Source organism: Acerihabitans arboris (assembly GCF_010131535.1).
Taxonomy (GTDB): Bacteria; Pseudomonadota; Gammaproteobacteria; order Enterobacterales; family Enterobacteriaceae; genus Acerihabitans; species Acerihabitans arboris.
Map to the genome: position 1 here is coordinate 93268 of NZ_WUBS01000015.1, position 21480 is coordinate 114747.

Genomic DNA, 21480 nt, shown 5'->3' on the forward strand with positions numbered 1-21480 from the left:
GCCATGACCATGGAGATGGCCCTTGCCAAGGGCCGGGTAAAATTAACCAATCCCTGGCACCTGCTGGCCACCGGCTTCGGCAGCGGGCTGTTTCCCTGGATGCCCGGCACCGCCGGCTCCCTGGCGGCAATCCCGCTCTGGTGCCTGATTATCCAGCTCCCCTGGCAGCTTTACTCCCTGGTGGTGATGTTAAGCATCTGCCTGGGTGTCTACGCCTGCCACCAGACCGCCCGCGATATGCGCGTGCACGATCACGGCTGCCTGGTCTGGGATGAGTTCGTCGGCATGTGGATTACGCTGATGGCCTTGCCGGTCAACGACTGGCGCTGGGCGCTGGCCGGATTTCTGCTGTTTCGCGTGCTGGATATCTGGAAGCCCTGGCCGATACGCTGGTTCGACCAGGAAGTACACGGCGGCATGGGGATCATGATTGATGATATTGTAGCCGGCATTATCGGTGCCGGCATCATCTACTGGGTGGGCCATCACTGGCCGCTGTTTTGAACCCGACTTACCGGTAAGCCGCCACCGGCCGTGATGCCGGCCCTTTTTGACGCGCCGTGGCGCAACCCCGCCCATTTCGGGCAAGGGGTCGCCTCATGGTTTATCCACCGGGCGCGGATCATTCGAACCCGACCGGGTAATGCGGCGCATAGGCGGTTTCCAGCTCGGCAATCTCCTGGGTATCCAGCGTAACGTCCAGGGCCGCGATCAGATCGTCAAGCTGTTCGGCACGCGAGGCGCCGACGATCGGCGCGGTGACCGCCGGTTTGTTCAATATCCACGCCAGGGCCACCTGCGCGCGCGACACGCCCCGGCTGTCGGCGATCGCCGATACGCGTTCGGCTATGCGGGCGTCGGCATCGGCGGTGTTGTCATACAAGGCCTTGCTGACCAGGTCCGAGGCTTCCCGGGCGGTGGTTTCACCCCAGGGCCGCGTCAGCCTGCCGCGCGCCAACGGACTCCAGGGCAACACCGCGATACCTTCCGCCTGGCACAAGGGGTGCATTTCACGCTCCTCCTCGCGCTGGATCAGGTTGTACTGATCCTGCATGCTGACAAAACGGGTCCAGCCGTGCAGATCGGCGGTGTATAGCGCGCGGGCGAACTGCCAGGCATACATCGACGACGCGCCGATATAACGCGCCTTGCCGGATTGCACCACGTCATGCAGCGCCTCCAGCGTTTCCTCCAGCGGAGTATTGTAATCCCAGCGGTGGATCTGCAACAGGTCGACATAGTCGGTGCCCAGGCGGGACAGGCTGTCGTCGATGGACTGCAGGATATTGGCGCGCGACAGGCCGCCCGCCAGATTGCTCATGGGGAAATAGACCTTGGTGGCAAGCACCACCTGGTCGCGCGGCGCGAAATCTTTTAACGCGCGGCCGACGATTTCCTCGCTGCTGCCGTCGGAATAACTATTGGCGGTATCAAAAAAATTAATGCCCAGGTCAAGCGCCTGCTTAATCAGCGGCCGGGAACTCGCCTCGGGCAGGGTCCAGGCATGCTTGCCCCGCACGGGGTCGCCAAAGGTCATACAACCCAGGCATAAGCGGGATACACGAAGATCGGTCTTGCCAAGCGTGGTAAACTGCATGTTCATCTCCTGATGGCGGTGATGTTAACCAACTCACTGTGGTTAAATTATAGTTAAAGCGTCGTTGGAGCGGCGGGTAAATCCCAGCCTCCGCACGCGGTAAAAATTGATCATTTAGTCAGGTTTTATTGACCCATTGCATGGAATGTTACCTCTTCATTAAGGATGATTATGCGACTTAACCTCAACCCCACACCACAATAAACGCGTAATTCAAACTGAACACCGGAAAAATATGTCTAAATCTAATAAATTAACCACCTACATTCTGGCATTTATGGTGCTGGGGATTTTAATGGGCGCTTTGGTGCATCAGTTTGCCAGCGTGGGGAACGCGCATGCCTATGCGGACAACGTTGCGTTATTAACCGATATTTTCCTGCGCCTGATCAAGATGGTCATTGCCCCACTGGTGTTTACCACGCTGACGGTCGGCATCATGAATATGGGCGATACCTCGGCCATCGGCGCCCTGGGCGGTAAAGCCTTTATCTGGTTTATCTCTTCCTCGGTGGTCTCCATCCTGCTGGGGCTGACGGTGGTCACCCTGATGCAGCCGGGCGCCGGCCTGAACCTGCAAATCCCGGCCCAGGCGGTGGATACCGGGCTTGCCGCCAGCGGCATGTCGTTCAAGACCTTTATCGCCCATACCTTTCCCACCAGTATCGTCGACGCCATGGGGCATAACGAGATCCTGCAAATCGTCGTATTCTCGTTATTTTTCGGCATAGCAGGGGCGTCGCTGGGGGAAAAATTCAATAAACCGCTGGTGGACGGCCTGAACGTGGTCTCCCATATCATGCTGAAGGTGACCGGTTATGTGATGTATATGGCGCCGCTCGCCATCTTTGCCGCCGTGTCATCGGTTATCGCCAACGAAGGGCTGGGCATCCTGAAAAGCTACGCGTCGTTTATCGGCGGGTATTACCTGGCGATCGTGCTGTGCTGCGTCCTGATGATCGGCTTTTGTTACCTGGTGCTGAAATCCGCCACCTTCCGTCTGCTAAGCCTGCTGAAAGAGCCGGTATTGCTGGCGTTCACCACCAGCAGCTCGGAGGCCGCCTATCCAAAAACCCTCGAGCAGCTGCGCCGTTTCGGCTGCCCGAATAATATCGCCTCGTTTGTCCTGCCGCTGGGTTATTCGTTTAATCTGGTCGGCTCGATGATCTATTGCTCGTTTGCCGCCATGTTTATCGCCCAGGCCTATAATATCGCGTTAACCGGCGCGGAAATCACCATGCTGATGCTGACCCTGATGCTGGCGTCCAAAGGCATCGCCGGCGTCCCGCGCTCGGCGCTGGTGGTATTGGCGGCCACCATCCCCAGCTTTAATATCCCGGTGGCGGGCATATTGCTGTTGATGGGGATCGATCATGTGCTGGATATGGGCCGTTCAGGCATTAACGTATTGGGCAACGGCATCGCCACCGCCATGCTGTCCCGCCCGAACGCGGAGCTCGTGGAAGAAGGCCAACTGCAGGAAAATCATTGATTGGCCGGTCCAGCCGCCTGTGGCGGCGGGCCGCTGCGTCAAGCCAGCCAGCGCTCGATTTGGCCCTGGATACCCGCGCTGTCCAAACCGAGGACGGCGCGCATTTCCTCCTGGGTGCCCTGGGGAATAAAACGATCGGGCAGGCCGATATTCAATACCGGCACCATCAACCGCTGGTACATCAGGAACTCGTTCACGCCGCTGCCGGCGCCGCCCATAATGGCGTTCTCTTCCAGCGTCACCAGCACTTCGTGGCCGGCGGCCAGATCTTCGATCAAATCCTCATCCAGCGGCTTCACAAAACGCATGTCCACCAGGGTGGCATTTAACCGTTCGGCGACGATGCGCGCTTCCGCCAGCAGGGTGCCGAAGTTGAGAATAGCGATTTTTTCGCCCTGGCGCCGGATAACTCCCTTGCCGATGGCGAGCGGCGCCAGCGGCGCGAATGCCGCGCCGGTGCCGCTGCCGCGCGGGTAGCGTACCGCCGACGGCCCGTCGTTGTAGTGATAACCGGTATGCAGCATCAGCCGGCATTCATTTTCATCGCTCGGCGTCATGATCACCATGTGGGGCACGCAGCGCAGGAAGGATAAATCAAACGCTCCCTGGTGGGTGGGGCCGTCGGCGCCGACAATGCCGCAGCGATCGATGGCGAACATCACCGGCAAACGTTGGATGGCCACGTCATGGATCAGCTGATCGTAGGCCCGCTGCAGGAAGGTGGAATAAATCGCCACCACCGGTTTATAACCGCCGATGGCCAGGCCGGCGGCAAAGGTTACCGCGTGCTGTTCGGCAATGGCCACGTCAAAGTACTGGCCGGGATAGCGGCGCGAAAAGGGCACCATGCCCGAGCCTTCCCGCATGGCGGGCGTGATCGCCATCAATTTATCGTCGGTGGCCGCCGTTTCGCACAGCCAGTTGCCGAAAATCGCCGAGTAGGTCGGCAATCCGCCGGCGCTTTTGGGCAGGGTGCCGATAATGGGGTCGAATTTCGGCACCGCATGCCAGCCGATGGGATCTTTTTCCGCCGGGGCGTAGCCTTTGCCCTTTTTGGTCATGATGTGCAGGAACTGCGGGCCTTTCATGGCTCGCATATTCTTCAGGGTATGCACCAGCCCCAGCACGTCGTGTCCGTCCACCGGGCCGATATAGTTAAACCCCAACTCTTCAAACAAGGTGCCCGGCACCACCATGCCCTTGATATGTTCCTCGGTGCGTTTGACCAGCTCCTTGATGGGCGGAATGCCCGACAACACCCGTTTGCCCCCCTCGCGCAACGTAGAGTAAAGCTTGCCGGAGAGGATTTGCGCCAGATGGTTGTTCAGCGCGCCGACGTTCTCGGAAATCGACATTTCGTTATCATTGAGGACAACCAGCAGATCCGTCTTGATATCGCCCGCATGGTTCATCGCCTCGAAGGCCATGCCGGCGGTAATGGCGCCGTCGCCGATAACACACACGGTGCGCCGACCTTTGCCTTCGTGGCCGGCGGCCACCGCCATGCCCAGGCCGGCGCTTATCGAGGTGGATGAATGGCCGACCGATAGCACGTCATAGTCGCTCTCGCTGCGCCAGGGGAAAGGGTGCAGGCCGCCTTTCTGGCGAATGGTGCCGATCCGGTCGCGGCGCCCGGTCAGGATTTTATGCGGATAAGCCTGGTGGCCCACATCCCACACCACATGGTCAAACGGCGTGTTATAGACGTAATGGAGCGCGACGGTAAGTTCCACGGTACCCAATCCCGAGGCGAAATGGCCGCTTGATCGGCTTACGCTATCGAGCAGGAACTGCCGCAGTTCGTCGCAGAGCTTCACTAAACTCTCTTTCGGCAGCAGCCGCAGCTCGGCGGGGATTTCGGCTAATGCCAACGTCGGGTACTTCGTCAGATCAATACTCATCGGATACTCATATCTGAGGTGAAAAAAGACGCTTTTTTATTACTTATCGCGTTCAATGACAAACCGCGCCAGCGCGTTCAGGGCGGAGGTATCATAACCCAGGTCCCCGATATGCTTTAAGGATGCTAATGATTCCTGGATCAGATCATGTGCCCTGGCGCGCGCGTTATCAAGTCCCAGGAGCGCCGGGTAGGTGCTTTTGCCCAGCTGTTGATCCGCTCCCTGGCGTTTGCCGAGCGTCGCGGTATCGCCCACCACGTCGAGAATATCGTCCTGCACCTGGAACGCCAGGCCGATGGCGGCGGCATAACGATCGAGATAGGGCAGGGCCAGCAGGCCCGGCTCACCGGCCGCCAGCGCCCCCAGTCTCACGGCCGCGCGGATCAGCGCGCCGGTTTTATGGCGATGGATGGTCTCCAGGTCGAGCAGTCCGACCGGCGTCGCTTCCGCCGCCAGGTCCAGCGCCTGTCCGAGGCACATGCCGGCGGCGCCGCTGGCCTGGGCCAGCGCCGAGATCATCAAAATGCGATCCCGCGCCGCCACCGACGGCATCGGCGCGTCGGCCAGGATGGAAAATGCCAGGGTTTGCAACGCGTCCCCGGCCAGGATCGCGGTGGTTTCGCCAAATTTGATATGGCAGGTCGGTTGTCCGCGCCGCAGGTCGTCGTCGTCCATCGCCGGCAGATCGTCATGGATCAGGGAATAGGCATGAACACATTCCACCGCCGCCGCCGGGGCGTCCAGGTCGTCCAACGGCAGGCCGAACAGCTGGCCGGTACGGTATACCAGGAACGGGCGCAGGCGTTTGCCGCCCAGCAATGCGCCGTGGCGCATGGCCTGGGTCAGCGGTTCCCGTTGGTCCAGGGAGGAAAAAAAGCGATCCAGCGCCCCGTCGACCCGCTGATGACAAGCCTGGAGCTGCAACGCGAACTCACCCATGCTTTATTCCGCGTCCGGGGTAAACGGCGTCAGCGGCGCATTATTTTCGTCGCTGAGCAAAATCTGCACCCGCTGCTCCGCCTGTTGCAAAGTTTGCTGGCCCTGGCGCGCCAGCCGCACGCCGTGTTCAAATTCATTCAGCGCCTCTTCCAGCGGGAGTTCACCGGATTCCAGGCGGGTGACAATCTGTTCCAATTCTTTTAGCGCAGTTTCAAAACTGGCGGGTTGTTCAGCTTTTTTCGGCATAACAAATTTTTCACCAACGTGAGGGCATGGTTTATGAAAACAGACAACGTTAGCCCAGAGTGCGATGATAAGCAAATTGGACTCAATGCCGCGGCGTAAAGTGATATACTGCGCGCCTCGGATGCTAGGGGGAATATCCACGCGCGCGGTGCCGTACTCCCCCTATCTCATTATATGACGTGTTCCGCTACGTTACCTTTTTCTGATCACATAACGACTATCGCCATGAAGTTTATCATCAAACTGTTTCCGGAAATTACGATAAAGAGTCAATCGGTGCGATTGCGCTTTATCAAAATCCTCTCCAGCAATATCCGCAACGTCATGAAACACTATGACGAATCCCTGGCGGTAGTGCGCCATTGGGATCATATCATCGTACGCGCCAGGGACGAGAGCAAGCGCCAGGCCATCTGTGAGGCGTTGACCCGTATTCCCGGCATCCATCATATCCTGGCGGTGGAGGAACACACCTATGCGGATATGCACGACATCTATGAGCAAACGCTGGCGCTGTATCACGACCGCCTGGTGGGCAAAACGTTCTGCGTGCGCGTAAAACGCCGCGGCACCCATGAGTTTACCTCGCAGGATGTGGAGCGCTACGTCGGCGGCGGCCTGAACCAGAACGTGGCCGGCACCCGGGTGCAACTAAACCACCCGGCAGAAACCATCCATCTGGAAATCGAGGACGATCGCCTGCTGCTGATCACCGCGCGCCACGAAGGCATCGGCGGATTCCCCATCGGCACCCAGGAAGACGTGCTGTCGTTGATTTCCGGCGGTTTTGATTCCGGCGTCTCCAGCTATATGCTGATGCGCCGGGGCTGCCGGGTGCATTATTGCTTTTTTAACCTGGGCGGCGCGGCGCATGAAATCGGCGTGCGTCAGGTGGCCCATCACCTGTGGAGCCGCTACGGCAGTTCCCATCGGGTGCGGTTTATCGCTATTGATTTTGCCCCGGTGGTCGGCGAAATATTGGAAAAGGTCGACGACGGCCAGATGGGCGTGGTGCTCAAGCGCATGATGATCCGCGCGGCGTCGCAAATGGCGGAGCGTTTTGGCATCCAGGCGTTGGTGACGGGCGAAGCCCTTGGGCAGGTCTCCAGCCAGACCCTGACCAATCTGCGGCTGATCGACAACGTTTCCGATACCCTGGTGCTGCGGCCGCTGATTTCCCATGATAAAGAACATATCATCAATATGGCGCGCGCCATCGGCACCGAGGAATTTGCCAAAACCATGCCGGAATACTGCGGCGTGATTTCCAAAAGCCCCACGGTCAAGGCGGTTAAGCATCGCATCGAGCAGGAAGAGGCGCATTTTGACTTCAGCGTGCTCGAACGGGCGGTCGCCGACGCCGGCAGCATTGATATCCGCGATATCATCGAGCAGGCCCGCCAGGACGTGGTGGAAGTGGAAACCGCCGCCGAAGTGGGCGGCAATGATATCGTGCTGGATATCCGCCCGGTGGACGAGCAGGAAAGCCAGCCGCTGCTGATGGATAATATCGTGGTGCAGGCGCTGCCGTTCTATAAACTCGGCGCCCAGTTCAGCTCCCTGGACCAGAGCAAATCCTATCTGCTGTATTGTGACCGGGGCGTCATGAGCCGGTTGCAGGCGCTGTACCTGCGCGAGCAGGGGTTTCACAACGTTAAGGTCTACCGGCCTTAATCATTTCCCCATGTCACACCGGGCGGCGCAACGCCGGCCCGGTGAAACGACTGATGATCGCGTATGGCGCTTCCCCGGCAAAGCGCCATCGCTTCGACAATGACACCGCTGCCGGTAAAACATCATCGCGCCGATACCGACCGCTTGCGGTAATATGTTTGGCCGCTGCGGGCCCGTCAGGTTGCGAAATCCTCCATGCCCGCCGGCAGCACCAACTGCGCCGCCACTTCCGCCGCTTTATCATTACCCAGTAGCCGCGCGATGATATGCAGGGCAAACTCCATCGCCGTTCCCGGCCCCTGGCTGGTCAGCAGGTTCGCCTGTTTATCGTAAACCACCCGCTGTTCCCGCCAACGCGCCGCGGGGATGCGGTCTTTCAGCGCCGGAAAACCGGTCATCCCGGCCTCGGGGAACAGGCGGTGATGCACCAGGACCAGCGCCGGCGCCGCGCAGATGGCGGCGACCAGCGCGCCGGCGCGGTGCGCGCGGCGCAGGCAATCGATAAGCGTCGCGCTGTCGCGCAGGGCCTCGGCGCCCTTGACGCCGCCCGGCAGGACGATCGCGTCGAACGCCCGGCCGGCCACTTGCGCCAGCGGGGCATCGGCCAGCAGCCGTACGCCGCGCGAGCAGACAATTTCCTGCGTATCCTTGGCGCCCACGCCCGCTACCGTCACGTCGACGCCGGCCCTGACCAGTAGATCGATCACGGTCACCGCCTCGGTTTCCTCACTCCCATTCGCCAGACATACCATCGCCGAGACGCCCATAATGGTCCTCCTTCTGTTTGATCAGTTCATACAGCCGTTGGTTTTCCGGCACGCTCAGGCCATGGACCCGCGCCCTCCGCACCAGGTAACCGCTGATATAATCGATTTCGGTATGCCGCTGGGCGCGGATATCCTGCAGCATCGATGACGTATTGCCGGCGGTGCTTTTTATGGTTTGCCCGACATAAAACAGCAGGCTTTCATAGGAAGTATGATATCCCTCGCGGTCCATCACCATGGCCACCTCACGGCACAGGGCTTCGATCTGGTCGATATACTGTTCTATCTCGCCGTTACGGCAATCATATACCGCCGTAAGCGGATTGATGACGCAGTTAGACGCCAGTTTTATCCAGCAGGAGGCGGCGATATTGTTATGCCAGGCCACGTCGGGCAACGCGTCATGCAGCACTTCCGCCAGATGGCTGATGGATTGCGCATTGGGCGTCAGGGGGCCGATGCGGGTGGTGCCGTTATAAACATGGATAATGCTGCCGCCGTCGCTGCGATAGGCCGCATGAGTGGTGATCCCCTGCAGCAGCGGCTGGGGCAGGGGAGGTAATTCTTCGCGGGTGCCCAGGCCGTTATGCAGCAGTAATATGGCGCAATCCGCCCTGAGCTGGGGCAGCAGCGTGCGGATGGCGCCGGAGACCTGCCAGGCTTTTAGTGTCACCAGCAATAAATCGCTGCCGGCCAGGTGAAGCGCGTTATTGGCAGGCAGTTGAAGCTGCACTATCTCCCCTTGCGGCGTGACTACATCCACCGTACAGGACGACTGCGGCACGCGCAGCCATCCCTGGACATTGTGCCCCTGGCGCACCAATCCGGCCAGCCACAGCTGGCCGATGGCGCCACACCCCAGAACGGTAATATTCATGTTTTAACCTTTGCTATGGATTAAGCCATCTTGCGGCTGCCTGCGCGCTGATTGGTATTGATTATAGACATTTTCGCTGTCCGTTAAGCGCCGTTTCAGGCTTATTGTTTTTTGTTGATGCCACGGACAGTATTTTGTATCTGGCAAACCAAGCAGGTATGATGCTAGCCAAAGAATGGCAGCCGGAGACACATTATGCCCTCATTTGATATTGTTTCAGAAATAGATATGCAGGAAGTTCGTAACGCGGTGGAGAACGCCAGCCGTGAGCTCACCACCCGCTGGGATTTTCGCAACGTGCCGGCAAGCTTTGAGCTGAATGAAAAAAATCAAAGCATCACCGCCACCAGCGAATCCGATTTCCAGGTGCAGCAATTGGTTGAGATCCTGCGTGAGAAGCTGGCCAAACGCGGCATCGAGGGCGGCGCCATCGAACTGCCCGAGGAAATGGCGCGCAGCGGCAAGACCTACAGCGTCGAGGCCAAGCTTAAGCAAGGCATCGAGTCCACGCTGGCCAAGAAATTGGTGAAACTGATTAAAGACGGCAAGCTCAAGGTGCAGGTGCAAATCCAGGGCGAACAGGTGCGGGTCACCGGCAAATCGCGCGATGATTTGCAGGGCGCCATGGCGCTGGTCAAAGGCGGCGAACTGGGCCAGCCGTTCCAGTTTACCAATTTTCGCGATTAAGGGCGGAACCCCCGCCAGCCGCCGGAACCCGGTTCAGGCGGCATTCACCAATCGCTCCAGTTCACCCCGGTTGGTCTGTTGGGTATCAATCTTGATATAGGCGCTTTGCTCTTCGGGCACCACCACCACCTCGGTGACTCCGGGCTGCGCTTTCAGCCGTTCCGCCAGGGCGCCGTCCTTTACCGCCAGCGCCGACAGCGTAATGCGCAGGCTGCTGACGTAAGGCGGTTCCCGCAGGGTGGTGCTGATAATCCACCACGCCACCGCCAGCGCCGCGCCGCAGGCAAATACCAGCCAGGCGCCTTGCCATTGATACAACAGTCCGCCCAGGCTGCCGCCGGCGGCGACGCCAAGGAACTGGCTGGTGGAATAAACCCCCATGGCGGTGCCCTTGTAACCGGCCGGCGCCTCTTTACTGATAAGCGACGGCAGTATGGCTTCCATGACGTTAAACGCCAGGAAAAACAGCTGAATGCCGGCAAAAAGGGTCCACAGATGCTGTCCCGCGGCCAGCAGCACGATTTCCGCCAGCAGCAGCAGGGTGATGCAGATCATAAATACCCGTTTCATCTGCCGCTTGACCTCGGCATAAATGATAAAGGGCACCACCGCGGCAAACGACACCAGCATGGTGACCAAATACACTTTCCAATGGTCGGCGGGCGCCAGGCCGGCTTTGGCCATCATCGGCGGCAGGGCGACAAAACTCGACATCAGCAGGGCGTGCAGGCAAAAGATGCCGACGTTCAGCTTCAGCAACTGGCCGTTGGCCAAGACCTTGGCAAAACTGCCCCTGACGATGCCAGACTCGCGGTTTAGCACATGGGCGTTCGCCGCCGGCACCACGGCCAGGGTAATGGCAATGCCCGCCAGAGCCAGGAGCGCGATGCCCCAGAACAACGCCTGCAGCCCCAGGGCATGGGTGATAATCGGCCCCAGCACCATGGCAATGGCAAAGGTCACGCCGAAGCTGACGCCGATAAAGGCCATGGCCTTGGTGCGGTTTTGTTCGCGGGTCAAATCGGATAATAACGCCATCACCGCGGCGGCGATGGCGCCCGAACCCTGCAACGCGCGCCCCAGGATAACGCCCCAAATCGAATCTGTGAGCGCGGCGATAACGCTGCCCAGGGCAAATACCAGCAGCCCGCCGATAATCAGCGGCTTGCGGCCGACCCGGTCGGAGATCAGGCCGAACGGCACCTGGAATACCGCCTGAGCCAGGCCGTAGATGCCGATGGCCAGCCCAATCAGGGCTTCGCTGGCGCCCTGCAGCGCCATGCCGTAGGTGGTCAGCACCGGCAACACCATAAACATGCCCAGCATGCGTAATGAGAACACCGTGCCTAAACCCCAGGTGGCGCGCAGTTCGATGCCGGTCATTTTATTATCGTTCATTACTACCTCAAGAGAGCTACCCAAGTCATTTTAATGCGCCAGGCGATTTGGGTAAATGGAACGTCTTTTAACAGATGTAACCGGTCCCGGCGGACGGGGCGAAAACGGCTTCGATGGCAACGGCGGCGGGGGAGGGATGCTGGCAAAACCGGGGCTTTGCCGGCATCGGGTCACTGCGGGTAATTACCAGACGTAGGATAACAGGCTGGTGCCGGCCGGGACCATAAAGTCCACGGACATCATCACGCTTAGCGAGGTAATCGCCACGATGGAAAAAATAAACAGCTTGCGCGCCCAGACCTTATCGTCGTTGGCCGATTTGTACCCCTGCAACGCCATGCCCAGCCACCACACGCTGACCGCGGCCGCGACGATGAAATATTTATAGCCGGCGTAGCCGCCCAGCGTCAGCATCAGCGTGGCCACCATAAATCCGATGATATAAAGGATGATATGATGTTTGGTCACCGAAATGCCGCGTTTTACCGGCAGCACCGGAATCGACGCCGCCTGGTAATCCTTGAAGCGGTAAATGGCAATGGCATAGGAGTGCGGCATCTGCCACAGGCTGAAAATCAGCAGCAGGATCGCCGCCCCCATATCGAAACGGCCGCTGACGGCGCAATAGCCGATGACCGGCGGCGCCGCGCCCGACAGGCTGCCGATCAGCGTGCCATAGACCGACCTGCGCTTCATATACAGGCTGTAGACGCCCACGTAGACAATAAAGCCTATCACCGCCAGCCACATGGCCAGCGGGTTTGCCGCCACATAAAGCAGTACAAAACCGACGATACCCAACACCGTAGCGTAAACCAGGGTCACTTTCGGGGAGATAAGTCCTTTCACCAGGACCCGGTTCTTGGTCCTTTCCATTTTTTTATCAATGTCCCGGTCGATAAAGTTGTTAAACACACAACCCGAGGCGACCACCAGCGAGACACCGACCAAGGTGGCGAAAAATAAGGCATGGTCAATCTGGCCCTTGGAGGCCAGTAGAAATCCGCCGATGACAGAAATTAAATTACCGAAAATAATTCCTGGTTTTGTTACTTGCAGGTATTGCTTAATCATCAGGATTGCGCTCGGTTAATGGCTCATCAGGTTGTAGTTCAGGTGCAGCATGACCCACAGTGAACCGACAACCAGGATGGCAATTATTAATACGGCAAAGGCCAGCGCCACCACATTCCACCGCTGCTCGGAAGAGCGATCCAGATGGAGGAAATACACCAGGTGGACCATGATCTGCACCACGGCGCACAGCGCCAGGACGACAATCAGCGTGGTTTTAGTCGCCGAGTCGTTCATGACCATGACAAAAGGAATGACCGTCAGGATAATCGACAGGACAAAACCGATTAAATAGGACTTCAGGCTACCGTGGCTGGCACCGCCGTGCCCGGTTGTTGCATGACTACTCATTACATGGCCCCCATCAAGTACACCACGGTAAACACGCAAATCCAAATCACATCGAGGAAATGCCAGAACAGGCTCAGGCACATCAGCCGGGTCTGGTTGGTGGCGGTCAGGCCGCGTTTCGCGACCTGCACCATCATCACCGCCATCCAGATCAGTCCCGAGGTAACGTGCAATCCGTGCGTCGCCACCAGGGTAAAGAACCCGGAAAGGAAGCCGCTGCGATCCGGGCCGTTGCCTTCGGCGATCAGGTGATGGAACTCATACAGCTCCATGCCGATAAACGCCAGCCCGAACAGGAACGTCAGGCCCAACCAGCCGTTTACCCGGCTTTTATTGCCTTGGTTCATGGCCAGGATGGCCATGCCGTAGGTGATGCTGCTGAACAGCAGGCAGAAGGTTTCCACCAGGACAAACGGCAGCTCAAAAATGTCTTTACCCGCCGGGCCGCCCGCGGTGCTGTTGACCAGTACGGCATAGGTGGCGAACAGCGTGGCGAATAAAATACAGTCGCTCATCAGGTAAATCCAGAAGCCGAAGACTTTGATGGCGCCGGCGTCGTGGTGCCCATGCGCGTCATGGGCGTTTGCGCGATCGTGATTATGTAGGATCTCAGTTGACATTATTCAGGCCCGCTTCGCTAATTTCTTCAAAATGACGGTTTTCGATGCGTTCCACTTCCGAGACGGGCACGTAGTAATCCACGTCTTCATTGAAGCTGTGCACGATCCAGGTCACTATCATGCCGGCGAAGCCGATAATCGCCAGCCACCAGATATGCCAGATCATCGCAAAACCGAAGAACAGGCTGAACGCCGCAATCACCACGCCCGCGCCGGTGTTTTTCGGCATATGGATGGGTTCATAGGACGTCGGCTTGCGGTAAGCGGTGCCGTCTTCCTTCATCTGCCAGAAGGCATCGCGATGGTTGTCCACGTCCGGCACCACGGCGAAGTTATAGAACGGCGGCGGTGAGGAGGTCGACCATTCCAGGGTACGTCCGCCCCACGGGTCGCCGGTCAAATCGCGGTTCTGGTCGCGCTGGATGACGCTCAGCACGATCTGGATCACCTGGCACAGAATGCCGAGGGCGATTAGCGCCGCGCCGCCGGCGGCCACCAGCAGCAGGATATGGAACTGCGGATCAATCTGCTGGCTCAGGCGACGGGTCATGCCCATGAAGCCCAGGGCATACAGCGGCATGAAGGCCACGTAAAAACCGATAATCCAGAACCAGAACGCCCGGATACCCCATTTTTCGTTCAGGGTGTAGCCGAAGGCCTTCGGCCACCAGTAGGTCATGCCGGCAAAACACCCGAACACCACCCCGCCGATGATGACGTTATGGAAGTGGGCAATCAGGAACAGGCTGTTGTGCAGCACGAAGTCGGCGCCCGGCACCGCCAGCAGTACCCCGGTCATCCCGCCGATGGAGAAGGTGATGATAAAACCGATGGTCCAGAGCATGGCGGAGTTAAAGACGATGCGGCCCTGGTACATGGTAAACAGCCAGTTGAAGATTTTTACCCCGGTCGGTATGGCGATGATCATCGTCATGATGCCGAAGAAGGCGTTAACGTTGGCGCCGGACCCCATGGTAAAGAAGTGATGCAGCCACACGCAGAACGACAGGATGGTGATGGCAATGGTGGCCCACACCAGCGAGGTATAGCCGAACAGCCGCTTCTTGGAGAAGGTGGCCACCACTTCCGAGTACACGCCGAACACCGGCAACACCAGGATATACACTTCCGGATGGCCCCAGGCCCAGAACAGGTTGACATACATCATCATATTGCCACCCATGTCGTTGGTAAAGAAATGGGTGCCGAGGTAGCGGTCGAGGGTTAGCAGGACAATGGTCACTGTCAGGATCGGGAACGCGGCGATAATCAGCACGTTGGTGCACAATGCGGCCCAGGTAAAGACCGGCATTTTCATCAGCGGCATGTTCGGCGCGCGCATGCGCATGATGGTGGCGAAGAAGTTGACGCCGGTGAGGGTGGTCCCGATACCGGCTATCTGGATACTCCAGATCCAGTAGTCCACCCCGACGCCGGGACTGTACTCCTTGCCGGCCAGCGGCGGATAGGCGACCCAACCGGTCTGGGCGAACTCGCCCAGGCCCAGCGAGACGTTGATCAATATCACGCCCACCACGAAGAACCAGAAGCTCAGGGAGTTAAGGAACGGGAAGGCGACGTCGCGCGCGCCGATTTGCAGCGGCACCGCCAGGTTCATCAGCCCGACCACGAACGGCGTGGCCATGAAGATGATCATGATGACGCCATGGGCGGTCACCACCTGGTCGTAGTGGTGCGGCGGCAGGAAACCGGCCTCGCCGGCCGAGGCCAGTGCCTGTTGCGAGCGCATCATGATGGCGTCGGCGAAGCCGCGCAGCAGCATGACGAACGCCACGATCATGTACATGACGCCGATTTTTTTATGATCGACGGTGGTGAACCACTCTTTCCAGAGGTATTCCCATTTGCCGAAATACGTAATGCCGGCAACCAGCGCCGCGCCAAGCACGATGATGGCGGCGACGGTGACCATGATAATCGGTTCGTGGTAGGGAACCGAATCCAGCGTTAATTTTCCCAACATCGTCATTATTCCTCGGTTCCTGCGTGAGAGTGCTCACTCATGCCCATGTCCATGCCCTTTTCCTGGGTCATATCCATGCTCTTGCCCTTGCCCATGAATTTATCGATTACAGCATGGTACAAGTCAGGTTTAACGCTGGAAAAATACTCAACCGGATGGAATTCGCTGGGCGCCGCCAACTGCTCGTAGGCGTCCATGGTGGTGAGCGATTCCGGCGAGGCTTTGACTTTTGCCACCCAATCGTCAAACCCTTTCTGGTCCGGCGTGGCAATCGCGTTGAATTTCATGCCGGAAAATCCCCGGCCGCTGAAGTTCGCCGAGATGCCGTCATAGGTGCCGGGCTCATTGGCAATCAGGTGCAGCGTGGCGTTCATCCCCGCCATGGCGTAGATCTGGCCGCCGAGGCGCGGGATAAAGAAGGAGTTCATCACCGAATTGGACGTGATTTCAAACCTGACCGGCACATCGGTCGGGAAAGCGATCTGATTGACGGTGGCGATACCCTGTTCCGGGTAGATGAACAGCCATTTCCAGTCCATGGCGACCACCTGGATGGTCATGGTCTTGGCTTCCGACGCAATCGGCTTGCTGGGATCCAGCGCATGGGTTGATTTCCAGGTCAGTAGCGCCAGGAAAATAATGATCAGGATTGGAACAGTCCAGACCACCAGTTCCACCTTGTTGGAGTGGGACCAGTTGGGGCTGTAAGTCGCCTGGGTATTGGATGCGCGATATTTGATGGCAAAAACCACTGCCATGACGATTGCAGGTACAACCACTAATAACATCAGCCCAAGGGCGGTGAGTATGAGTGAACGTTGCTCCAGTCCAATCTGTCCTTTGGGATTCATTAACGCCATATCGCAACCGCTTAGCAGGGCGGATGCGCAAACCAATGACAGAATCCCTAAACTTTTATTGTATTTCCTGAGTCTCATCTAACGACCTCAATAAAAAAAAGGGCTTTAATGTCGTTTCTTGTGTGTGGGCATTTTACGGGAAGGTTGCATTACTGTAAACACGCTTAAGCTTTTGTCAGAAACATGTTTCCGCTTTTTGCAAATGAAATCTTTGGCAACCGAAATTATAACAAAACATGAATTTCCACAGAGGCTTAGAGAGAAATAAACCTTTGTGCGGTTTTATCGGCGTCAGAAAGAATAACCCCGCGGTTTTAGTATCATAGCATTAACAAGGTAATAGCATTTTAGGACAAATAAGCTACAAATTGGTAAATGAGACCGCTAAAAAATAGTAGACAGCCTGAATTGTCACCCTGCTGGCATAAAAAAATATCGTATCCGGATACAAAAAATATCGTCCCTGGATATGCCGATAATTTTTTCCAGCCAATTATTACGCCGGCGGAAATTCCTTTCCGGTTATTTTTTAACCGGATTAGAGGGCGTTTCTTCTTCTTACGCGCCGCATCGACAAAAAGTCAAACCAGCATCCACTGAGTATACCAAAAGTCAGCAGCGCCGCCCCTGATTCCCATAAAAATTCGGTCACCGACGTGACAGTCATCCACTCCAGGGCTTGCAGTGCCATCAGGAACAGGCCCAGGCCCAATAACAACGCGCCCAGCATTAGCAGGCGCAGGGCCCAGCGATAAGGGCCGGCAAAACCATCGCGCCGCAGGAAGCCGTTGGTTTCCTGGGTAAAGCGCAGGGTTTCACGACATAACAGCAGCAGCAGCAGGCCGGGAAACGCGGCAATGATGGAAAACACGTAGAACCAGGCCCAGCCGTGCAGCTCGACGAACCAGCCGGCTATCGGGCCGACATAGACGCGGCCCACGGCGGACAGCGCGGAAAGCAGGGCAAACTGCGTGGCGGAGAACGACTTGTTGCATAGCGTCATCAGCAGCGCAACGAACGCCGCGGTGCCCATGCCGCCGCACAGATTCTCCACAAACACCGCCGCCCCCATGGTGAGGATATGTTTAGCCGTTACCGCCAGCAGCCAGTAGCCGGCATTGGATACCGCCTGCAGCAGGCCGAACAACATCAGGGCGCGAAACAGTGACAGTCGCTGCATCAGTAATCCGCCCGCCAGGGTGCCGACCACGGTGGCCAGCAGGCCCAGGGTCTTGTTGACTACCCCGACCTCGCCGGCGGCAAAACCGACGCCCCGGATCAGGAACGTGGTGCTGAGGCTGCCGGCAAAGGCATCGCCAAGCTTGTAAAAAACGATAAGCATCAGGATCAGCCACGCATTGTTGCGGCCGAAAAAGTCCTTCAGCGGCGCCGCCACCGCCTGTTCCAGCGATCGCGGCGCGGGGATGGCGTTGTCCGGCTCCGGCGCCAGCAGGGCCATGATCACGCCTATCAGCATCAGGGCGGCCATCAGCCAATAGGTGGCCTGCCATCCCAGCAGCCGATCCGCCAGCCACAGGGCCAACCCGCCGGACACCAGCATGCCGATACGATAGCCCAGGACCGATACCGCCGCGCCGGTGCCGCGATCCTGCGGCGCCAGCAGGTCGGTTTTATAGGCGTCGAACACGATATCCTGCGAGGCGGAGCAAAACGCCACCCATACCGCCAGCAGGGCCAGCGGCATCAGGTCCTGCGAGGGGTCCCGGGTGCCCATGGCGATGAGGCCGGCCATCAGCAGCAGTTGGGTGATGACCAGCCAGCCGCGCCGCCGGCCGAGCAGCGGCGGCGTATACCGGTCCATCAGCGGCGACCAGAGAAACTTGAATACGTACGCTTGTCCCACCAATGAAAAGAAGCCGATAGTCTTCAGATCGACGTTGGCCACCGTCATCCATGCCTGCAGCGTTCCTGACGTGAGCGCGAGGGGCAGCCCCGAGGCGAAGCCCAGGCACAGCAACATCAGGGACTGCGGCTGGGCGAGGGTGGCGAGGCTTAGGCGGTGGTTAGGCATGGGCGATTTTTCTGTTTTATTAATGAAACTGCGGGCAACAAAACCGCGGGCAATGGAACCGCGGGACCTGCAACTGCCCGCCTGGTGGCGGGCAGGGGATGAAAGGAATTATTGGGCGTTTTCTTTAATAAAGGTACTGATGCTCGTGTCCTGGGCCATATCGCTGATCACATCCCCCAGCACGCTGTTCACCGCATTGGTGATTTTCTGGTTGCTGGCGACAAACGCGCCCTGCACATTATAGGTCGCCTGATAATGTTTCAGCTGTTTATTACCGTTTTTAGCCTGGGCAACGATGGAGATATCGGCGCTGGTGGTGATGTTATAGCGCACATTGCCTTGGGAAACATCCGCAAAGAGTTTGTTGACGATGATCTGCAGATCGACGGCGCCGTTCGGACCCACCATATAGCCGCGGGCGGTCATTTGTTTTTCCAATACCTCCTGCAACAGGAAGCGCAGGTCGCGCGACGGGGTGAGGACCACCAGTTCGCCGTCGCGATTTACTTTGGCCAGCGCCTGGTCGGTGCGCTGATCGGCGCCGTTGACGCTGACGGTGGTGCCGCGGATCATCGGATCCTGCTGCGGCAGTTCGATTTTAGGCGCGATATCCAGGGTGTTGCTCTTGCCTGCGCAGCCGGCAAGCAGCAGCGCGGCCAATAGGGGGAAAAATATTTTTTTTAGCATATTCGTCTTCTCAATCATTAAGATGCACGGGGGGTGAGATAAATTGCTCACATCATAACATTGCCGTCCGCCGGTGGAAGATCTGAATCGCAGTAAATTGTGTAATGGCCCGATCTTCCCGCCGTGTCCGCGCGAACCGCAAAAAATGTTTCTTTAACCGTTTCGTAACTTCATATACTGTTAAACCAAGCTGAAGTTTCGGCTTTCTAAGACAAAAATTTATGGTAAAAGTGCGACGAGTTAATAAAAAGTGCGATGAGTTAATAAAAAGTCAGCTAAAGTTTAATTGACAGTGCAGGGCACGCAGCCTATGTAGTAAGGAGAATGAAATGTTTCGCGAGCAGATTGAAGCAAAAATAAGGGCGGCGTTTGATCCGATTTATCTGGAAGTGGCGGATGAGAGCTACCGGCATAACGTGCCCGCGGGATCGGAAAGTCATTTTAAGGTGATCGTGGTGAGCGAAAGCTTTACCGGCGAGCGCATTTTATCCCGGCACCGTTCCCTTTATGCCGTGCTGTCGGAAGAACTGGCCGGGCCGGTGCACGCGTTGGCGCTGCACGCCTATACCCTGAAAGAGTGGACCAGCCTGCAAAATGCGGTGCCCGCATCGCCGCCGTGCCGCGGCGCCAGGCTTATCGCCTGAACTGATTATCTCTTCATGCCTCGAGCCTATCCGCAATAAACACAACGGCCTTTGCGCCGTTTTTTTTGTTTTTTGTGCGCCATGGCGCTCCGCGCGCGGCAATTTACGCGCTGTTCTCGACTCATAAACTCTATGCCGCTATAATGCCGCGTCTTATATTTCCGAAATGTATTCGGGATGCTTCTGACGACGACGGGGAACAGGTATCTGTTCACTCAGACCTCCCGGTTCTCAGAGGCCATTTTCACGTCAGTGGACCTGGATGACCGCTTCTTTGAAAACGGCTTCTGGCGTTGACCGAGCACTGTGATTTTTTGAGGTAACAAGATGCAAGTTTCTGTTGAGACCACTGAAGGCCTGGGGCGCCGTGTAACTATTACCGTTGCCGCCGATAGCATAGAGCAAGCGGTAAAAAGCGAATTGGTGAATGTTGCCAAGAAAGTTCGCATCGACGGCTTCCGTAAAGGGAAAGTCCCCATGAACATCGTTGCGCAGCGTTATGGCATGTCGGTACGTCAGGACGTACTGGGCGATGTCATGCAGCGCAACTTCGTTGATGCCATTATCCAGGAAAAGATCAATCCGGTTGGCGCGCCCAGCTATGTGCCCGGTGAGTACAAGGACGGCGGGGATTTCACCTACCACGTAGAATTTGAAGTCTACCCGGAAGTGGAACTGAAGGGCCTGGACGCCATCGAAGTCGAAAAGCCGATCGTTGAAGTCAACGACGCCGATGTCGACCAGATGCTGGAAACCCTGCGTAAACAGCAGGCGGACTGGAAAGAAAGCGACGCCGCCGCCACGGCGGAAGATCGTGTCACCGTTGATTTCTCCGGCACCATCGACGGTGAAGAATTCGACGGCGGCAAGGCCACCGATTTCGTACTGGCGATGGGCCAAGGCAGAATGATCCCCGGCTTCGAAGAGGGCGTGATCGGCCATAAAGCCGGCGATTCATTCGATATCGATGTCAATTTCCCGGAAGATTATCACGCGGAAAATCTGAAAGGCAAAGCGGCTAAATTCGCTATCGTCCTGAAAAAAGTTGAAGTACGCGAACTGCCGGAACTGACCGAAGAGTTTATAAAACGTTTCGGCGTGGCCGACGGCTCCATTGAGGGCCTGCGCGCGGAAGTGCGCAAGAATATGGAACGCGAACTGAAAAACGCCGTGCGCAACCGGGTGAAAAACCAGGTTATCGACGGCCTGATCAACGCTAACGAAATCGATGTCCCGGCCAAGCTTATCGACGGCGAAATCGACGTGCTGCGTCGCCAGGCGGCACAGCGTTTCGGCGGCAATGAAAAGCAAGCGCTTGAACTGCCGCGCGAGCTATTCGAGGAACAGGCTAAGCGCCGCGTGCGCGTAGGTCTGCTGCTGGGTGAGGTTATCCAGGTCAATGAGCTGAAGGCAGACGACTCTCGGGTGAAAACCCTGATCGAAGAAATGGCCTCGGCTTACGAAGACCCGCGTGAAGTGATTGAGTTCTACGCCAAAAATCAGGAAATGATGAATAATATGCGTAATGTCGCTTTGGAAGAACAGGCGGTTGAGGCCCTGCTGGCCAATGCCAAGGTGGTTGAAAAACCCACCACGTTCACCGAATTGATGAACCAGCCGACCGCGGCCTGATAAATCTGCCGGCCGGGC

Annotated in this window: 20 protein-coding genes; 6 read left to right on the top strand and 14 right to left on the bottom strand. The window is 57.6% G+C overall.

The genetic code is table 11. The annotated features are described in order from the left end of the window. The first annotated feature begins 3 nt into the window (after positions 1-3). A complete protein-coding gene (pgpA, locus tag GRH90_RS19830; RefSeq protein WP_246236165.1) occupies positions 4-504 on the top strand; it encodes a phosphatidylglycerophosphatase A in 501 nt (166 codons plus the stop codon). 118 nt (positions 505-622) lie between these two features. Here the strand turns inward: pgpA and GRH90_RS19835 are convergent, their stop codons facing one another. Continuing rightward, complete coding sequence (locus GRH90_RS19835; protein ID WP_162367692.1) at positions 623-1597, bottom strand: aldo/keto reductase; 975 nt, start codon at positions 1595-1597, stop codon at positions 623-625. Between the two features lie 235 nt (positions 1598-1832). On the opposite strand from GRH90_RS19835, the gene GRH90_RS19840 reads away from it, so the two are divergent. Next, on the top strand, positions 1833-3089 hold the full coding sequence (locus GRH90_RS19840; RefSeq protein ID WP_162367693.1) for a dicarboxylate/amino acid:cation symporter: 1257 nt from the start codon (positions 1833-1835) through the stop codon (positions 3087-3089). 38 nt (positions 3090-3127) lie between these two features. On the opposite strand, the gene dxs is transcribed toward GRH90_RS19840, so the two are convergent. The 3 genes from dxs to xseB are packed head-to-tail and all read right to left on the bottom strand — an operon-like array spanning position 3128 to position 6175. Next, positions 3128-4990 (bottom strand): 1-deoxy-D-xylulose-5-phosphate synthase, encoded by a 1863-nt coding sequence (gene dxs / locus GRH90_RS19845; protein ID WP_162367694.1) that lies wholly within the window; start codon positions 4988-4990, stop codon positions 3128-3130. Between the two features lie 39 nt (positions 4991-5029). Beyond that, entirely contained in the window at positions 5030-5929 is a 900-nt protein-coding gene (ispA, locus tag GRH90_RS19850; protein WP_162367695.1) for a (2E,6E)-farnesyl diphosphate synthase, read from the bottom strand. Between the two features lie 3 nt (positions 5930-5932). Then, positions 5933-6175: an exodeoxyribonuclease VII small subunit gene (xseB, locus tag GRH90_RS19855; protein ID WP_162367696.1), complete on the bottom strand. Its 243-nt coding sequence runs from the start codon at positions 6173-6175 to the stop codon at positions 5933-5935. Positions 6176-6400: 225 nt separating this feature from the next. Here xseB and thiI point away from each other — a divergent pair, with 225 nt between their 5' ends. Beyond that, a complete protein-coding gene (gene thiI / locus GRH90_RS19860) occupies positions 6401-7849 on the top strand; it encodes a tRNA uracil 4-sulfurtransferase ThiI (protein WP_162367697.1) in 1449 nt (482 codons plus the stop codon). A gap of 176 nt (positions 7850-8025) precedes the next feature. Here the strand turns inward: thiI and yajL are convergent, their stop codons facing one another. Further along, positions 8026-8616, bottom strand: coding sequence for a protein deglycase YajL (yajL, locus tag GRH90_RS19865; protein ID WP_162367698.1), 591 nt, complete (start codon positions 8614-8616; stop codon positions 8026-8028). Then, a complete protein-coding gene (gene panE / locus GRH90_RS19870) occupies positions 8576-9493 on the bottom strand; it encodes a 2-dehydropantoate 2-reductase (RefSeq protein WP_162367699.1) in 918 nt (305 codons plus the stop codon). The genes yajL and panE overlap by 41 nt, the downstream gene beginning before the upstream one ends. Before the next feature lie 195 nt (positions 9494-9688). Between panE and GRH90_RS19875 the strand changes: the two genes are divergently transcribed. After that, positions 9689-10180, top strand: a complete 492-nt coding sequence (locus GRH90_RS19875; RefSeq protein ID WP_162367700.1) for a YajQ family cyclic di-GMP-binding protein — start codon at positions 9689-9691, stop codon at positions 10178-10180. A 33-nt stretch (positions 10181-10213) separates the two neighbouring features. Here the strand turns inward: GRH90_RS19875 and GRH90_RS19880 are convergent, their stop codons facing one another. The 8 genes from GRH90_RS19880 to GRH90_RS19915 all read right to left on the bottom strand — a co-directional run bounded on the left by GRH90_RS19880 (position 10214) and on the right by GRH90_RS19915 (position 19186). Beyond that, the gene (locus GRH90_RS19880) at positions 10214-11578 is read right to left on the bottom strand and encodes an MFS transporter (protein WP_162367701.1); all 1365 of its coding nucleotides are present in this window, start codon (positions 11576-11578) and stop codon (positions 10214-10216) included. Positions 11579-11761: 183 nt separating this feature from the next. Then, positions 11762-12652 (bottom strand): heme o synthase, encoded by an 891-nt coding sequence (gene cyoE, locus GRH90_RS19885; protein ID WP_162367702.1) that lies wholly within the window; start codon positions 12650-12652, stop codon positions 11762-11764. 15 nt (positions 12653-12667) lie between these two features. Beyond that, entirely contained in the window at positions 12668-13003 is a 336-nt protein-coding gene (locus GRH90_RS19890; RefSeq protein WP_162367703.1) for a cytochrome o ubiquinol oxidase subunit IV, read from the bottom strand. Next, on the bottom strand, positions 13003-13623 hold the full coding sequence (locus GRH90_RS19895) for a cytochrome o ubiquinol oxidase subunit III (protein ID WP_162367704.1): 621 nt from the start codon (positions 13621-13623) through the stop codon (positions 13003-13005). Before GRH90_RS19895 ends, GRH90_RS19890 begins: the two co-directional genes overlap by 1 nt. Continuing rightward, the gene (gene cyoB / locus GRH90_RS19900; RefSeq protein ID WP_162367705.1) at positions 13613-15607 is read right to left on the bottom strand and encodes a cytochrome o ubiquinol oxidase subunit I; all 1995 of its coding nucleotides are present in this window, start codon (positions 15605-15607) and stop codon (positions 13613-13615) included. The genes GRH90_RS19895 and cyoB overlap by 11 nt, the downstream gene beginning before the upstream one ends. 5 nt (positions 15608-15612) lie before the next feature. Continuing rightward, positions 15613-16545, bottom strand: coding sequence for a cytochrome o ubiquinol oxidase subunit II (cyoA, locus tag GRH90_RS19905; RefSeq protein ID WP_162367706.1), 933 nt, complete (start codon positions 16543-16545; stop codon positions 15613-15615). 460 nt (positions 16546-17005) lie between these two features. Next, on the bottom strand, positions 17006-18499 hold the full coding sequence (gene ampG, locus GRH90_RS19910; protein WP_162367707.1) for a muropeptide MFS transporter AmpG: 1494 nt from the start codon (positions 18497-18499) through the stop codon (positions 17006-17008). A 108-nt stretch (positions 18500-18607) separates the two neighbouring features. After that, positions 18608-19186: a lipoprotein gene (locus tag GRH90_RS19915; RefSeq protein ID WP_162367708.1), complete on the bottom strand. Its 579-nt coding sequence runs from the start codon at positions 19184-19186 to the stop codon at positions 18608-18610. A 329-nt stretch (positions 19187-19515) separates the two neighbouring features. On the opposite strand from GRH90_RS19915, the gene bolA reads away from it, so the two are divergent. Beyond that, a complete protein-coding gene (bolA, locus tag GRH90_RS19920; protein WP_162367709.1) occupies positions 19516-19830 on the top strand; it encodes a transcriptional regulator BolA in 315 nt (104 codons plus the stop codon). A gap of 327 nt (positions 19831-20157) precedes the next feature. After that, on the top strand, positions 20158-21462 hold the full coding sequence (tig, locus tag GRH90_RS19925) for a trigger factor (protein WP_162367710.1): 1305 nt from the start codon (positions 20158-20160) through the stop codon (positions 21460-21462). Positions 21463-21480 lie beyond the last annotated feature (18 nt).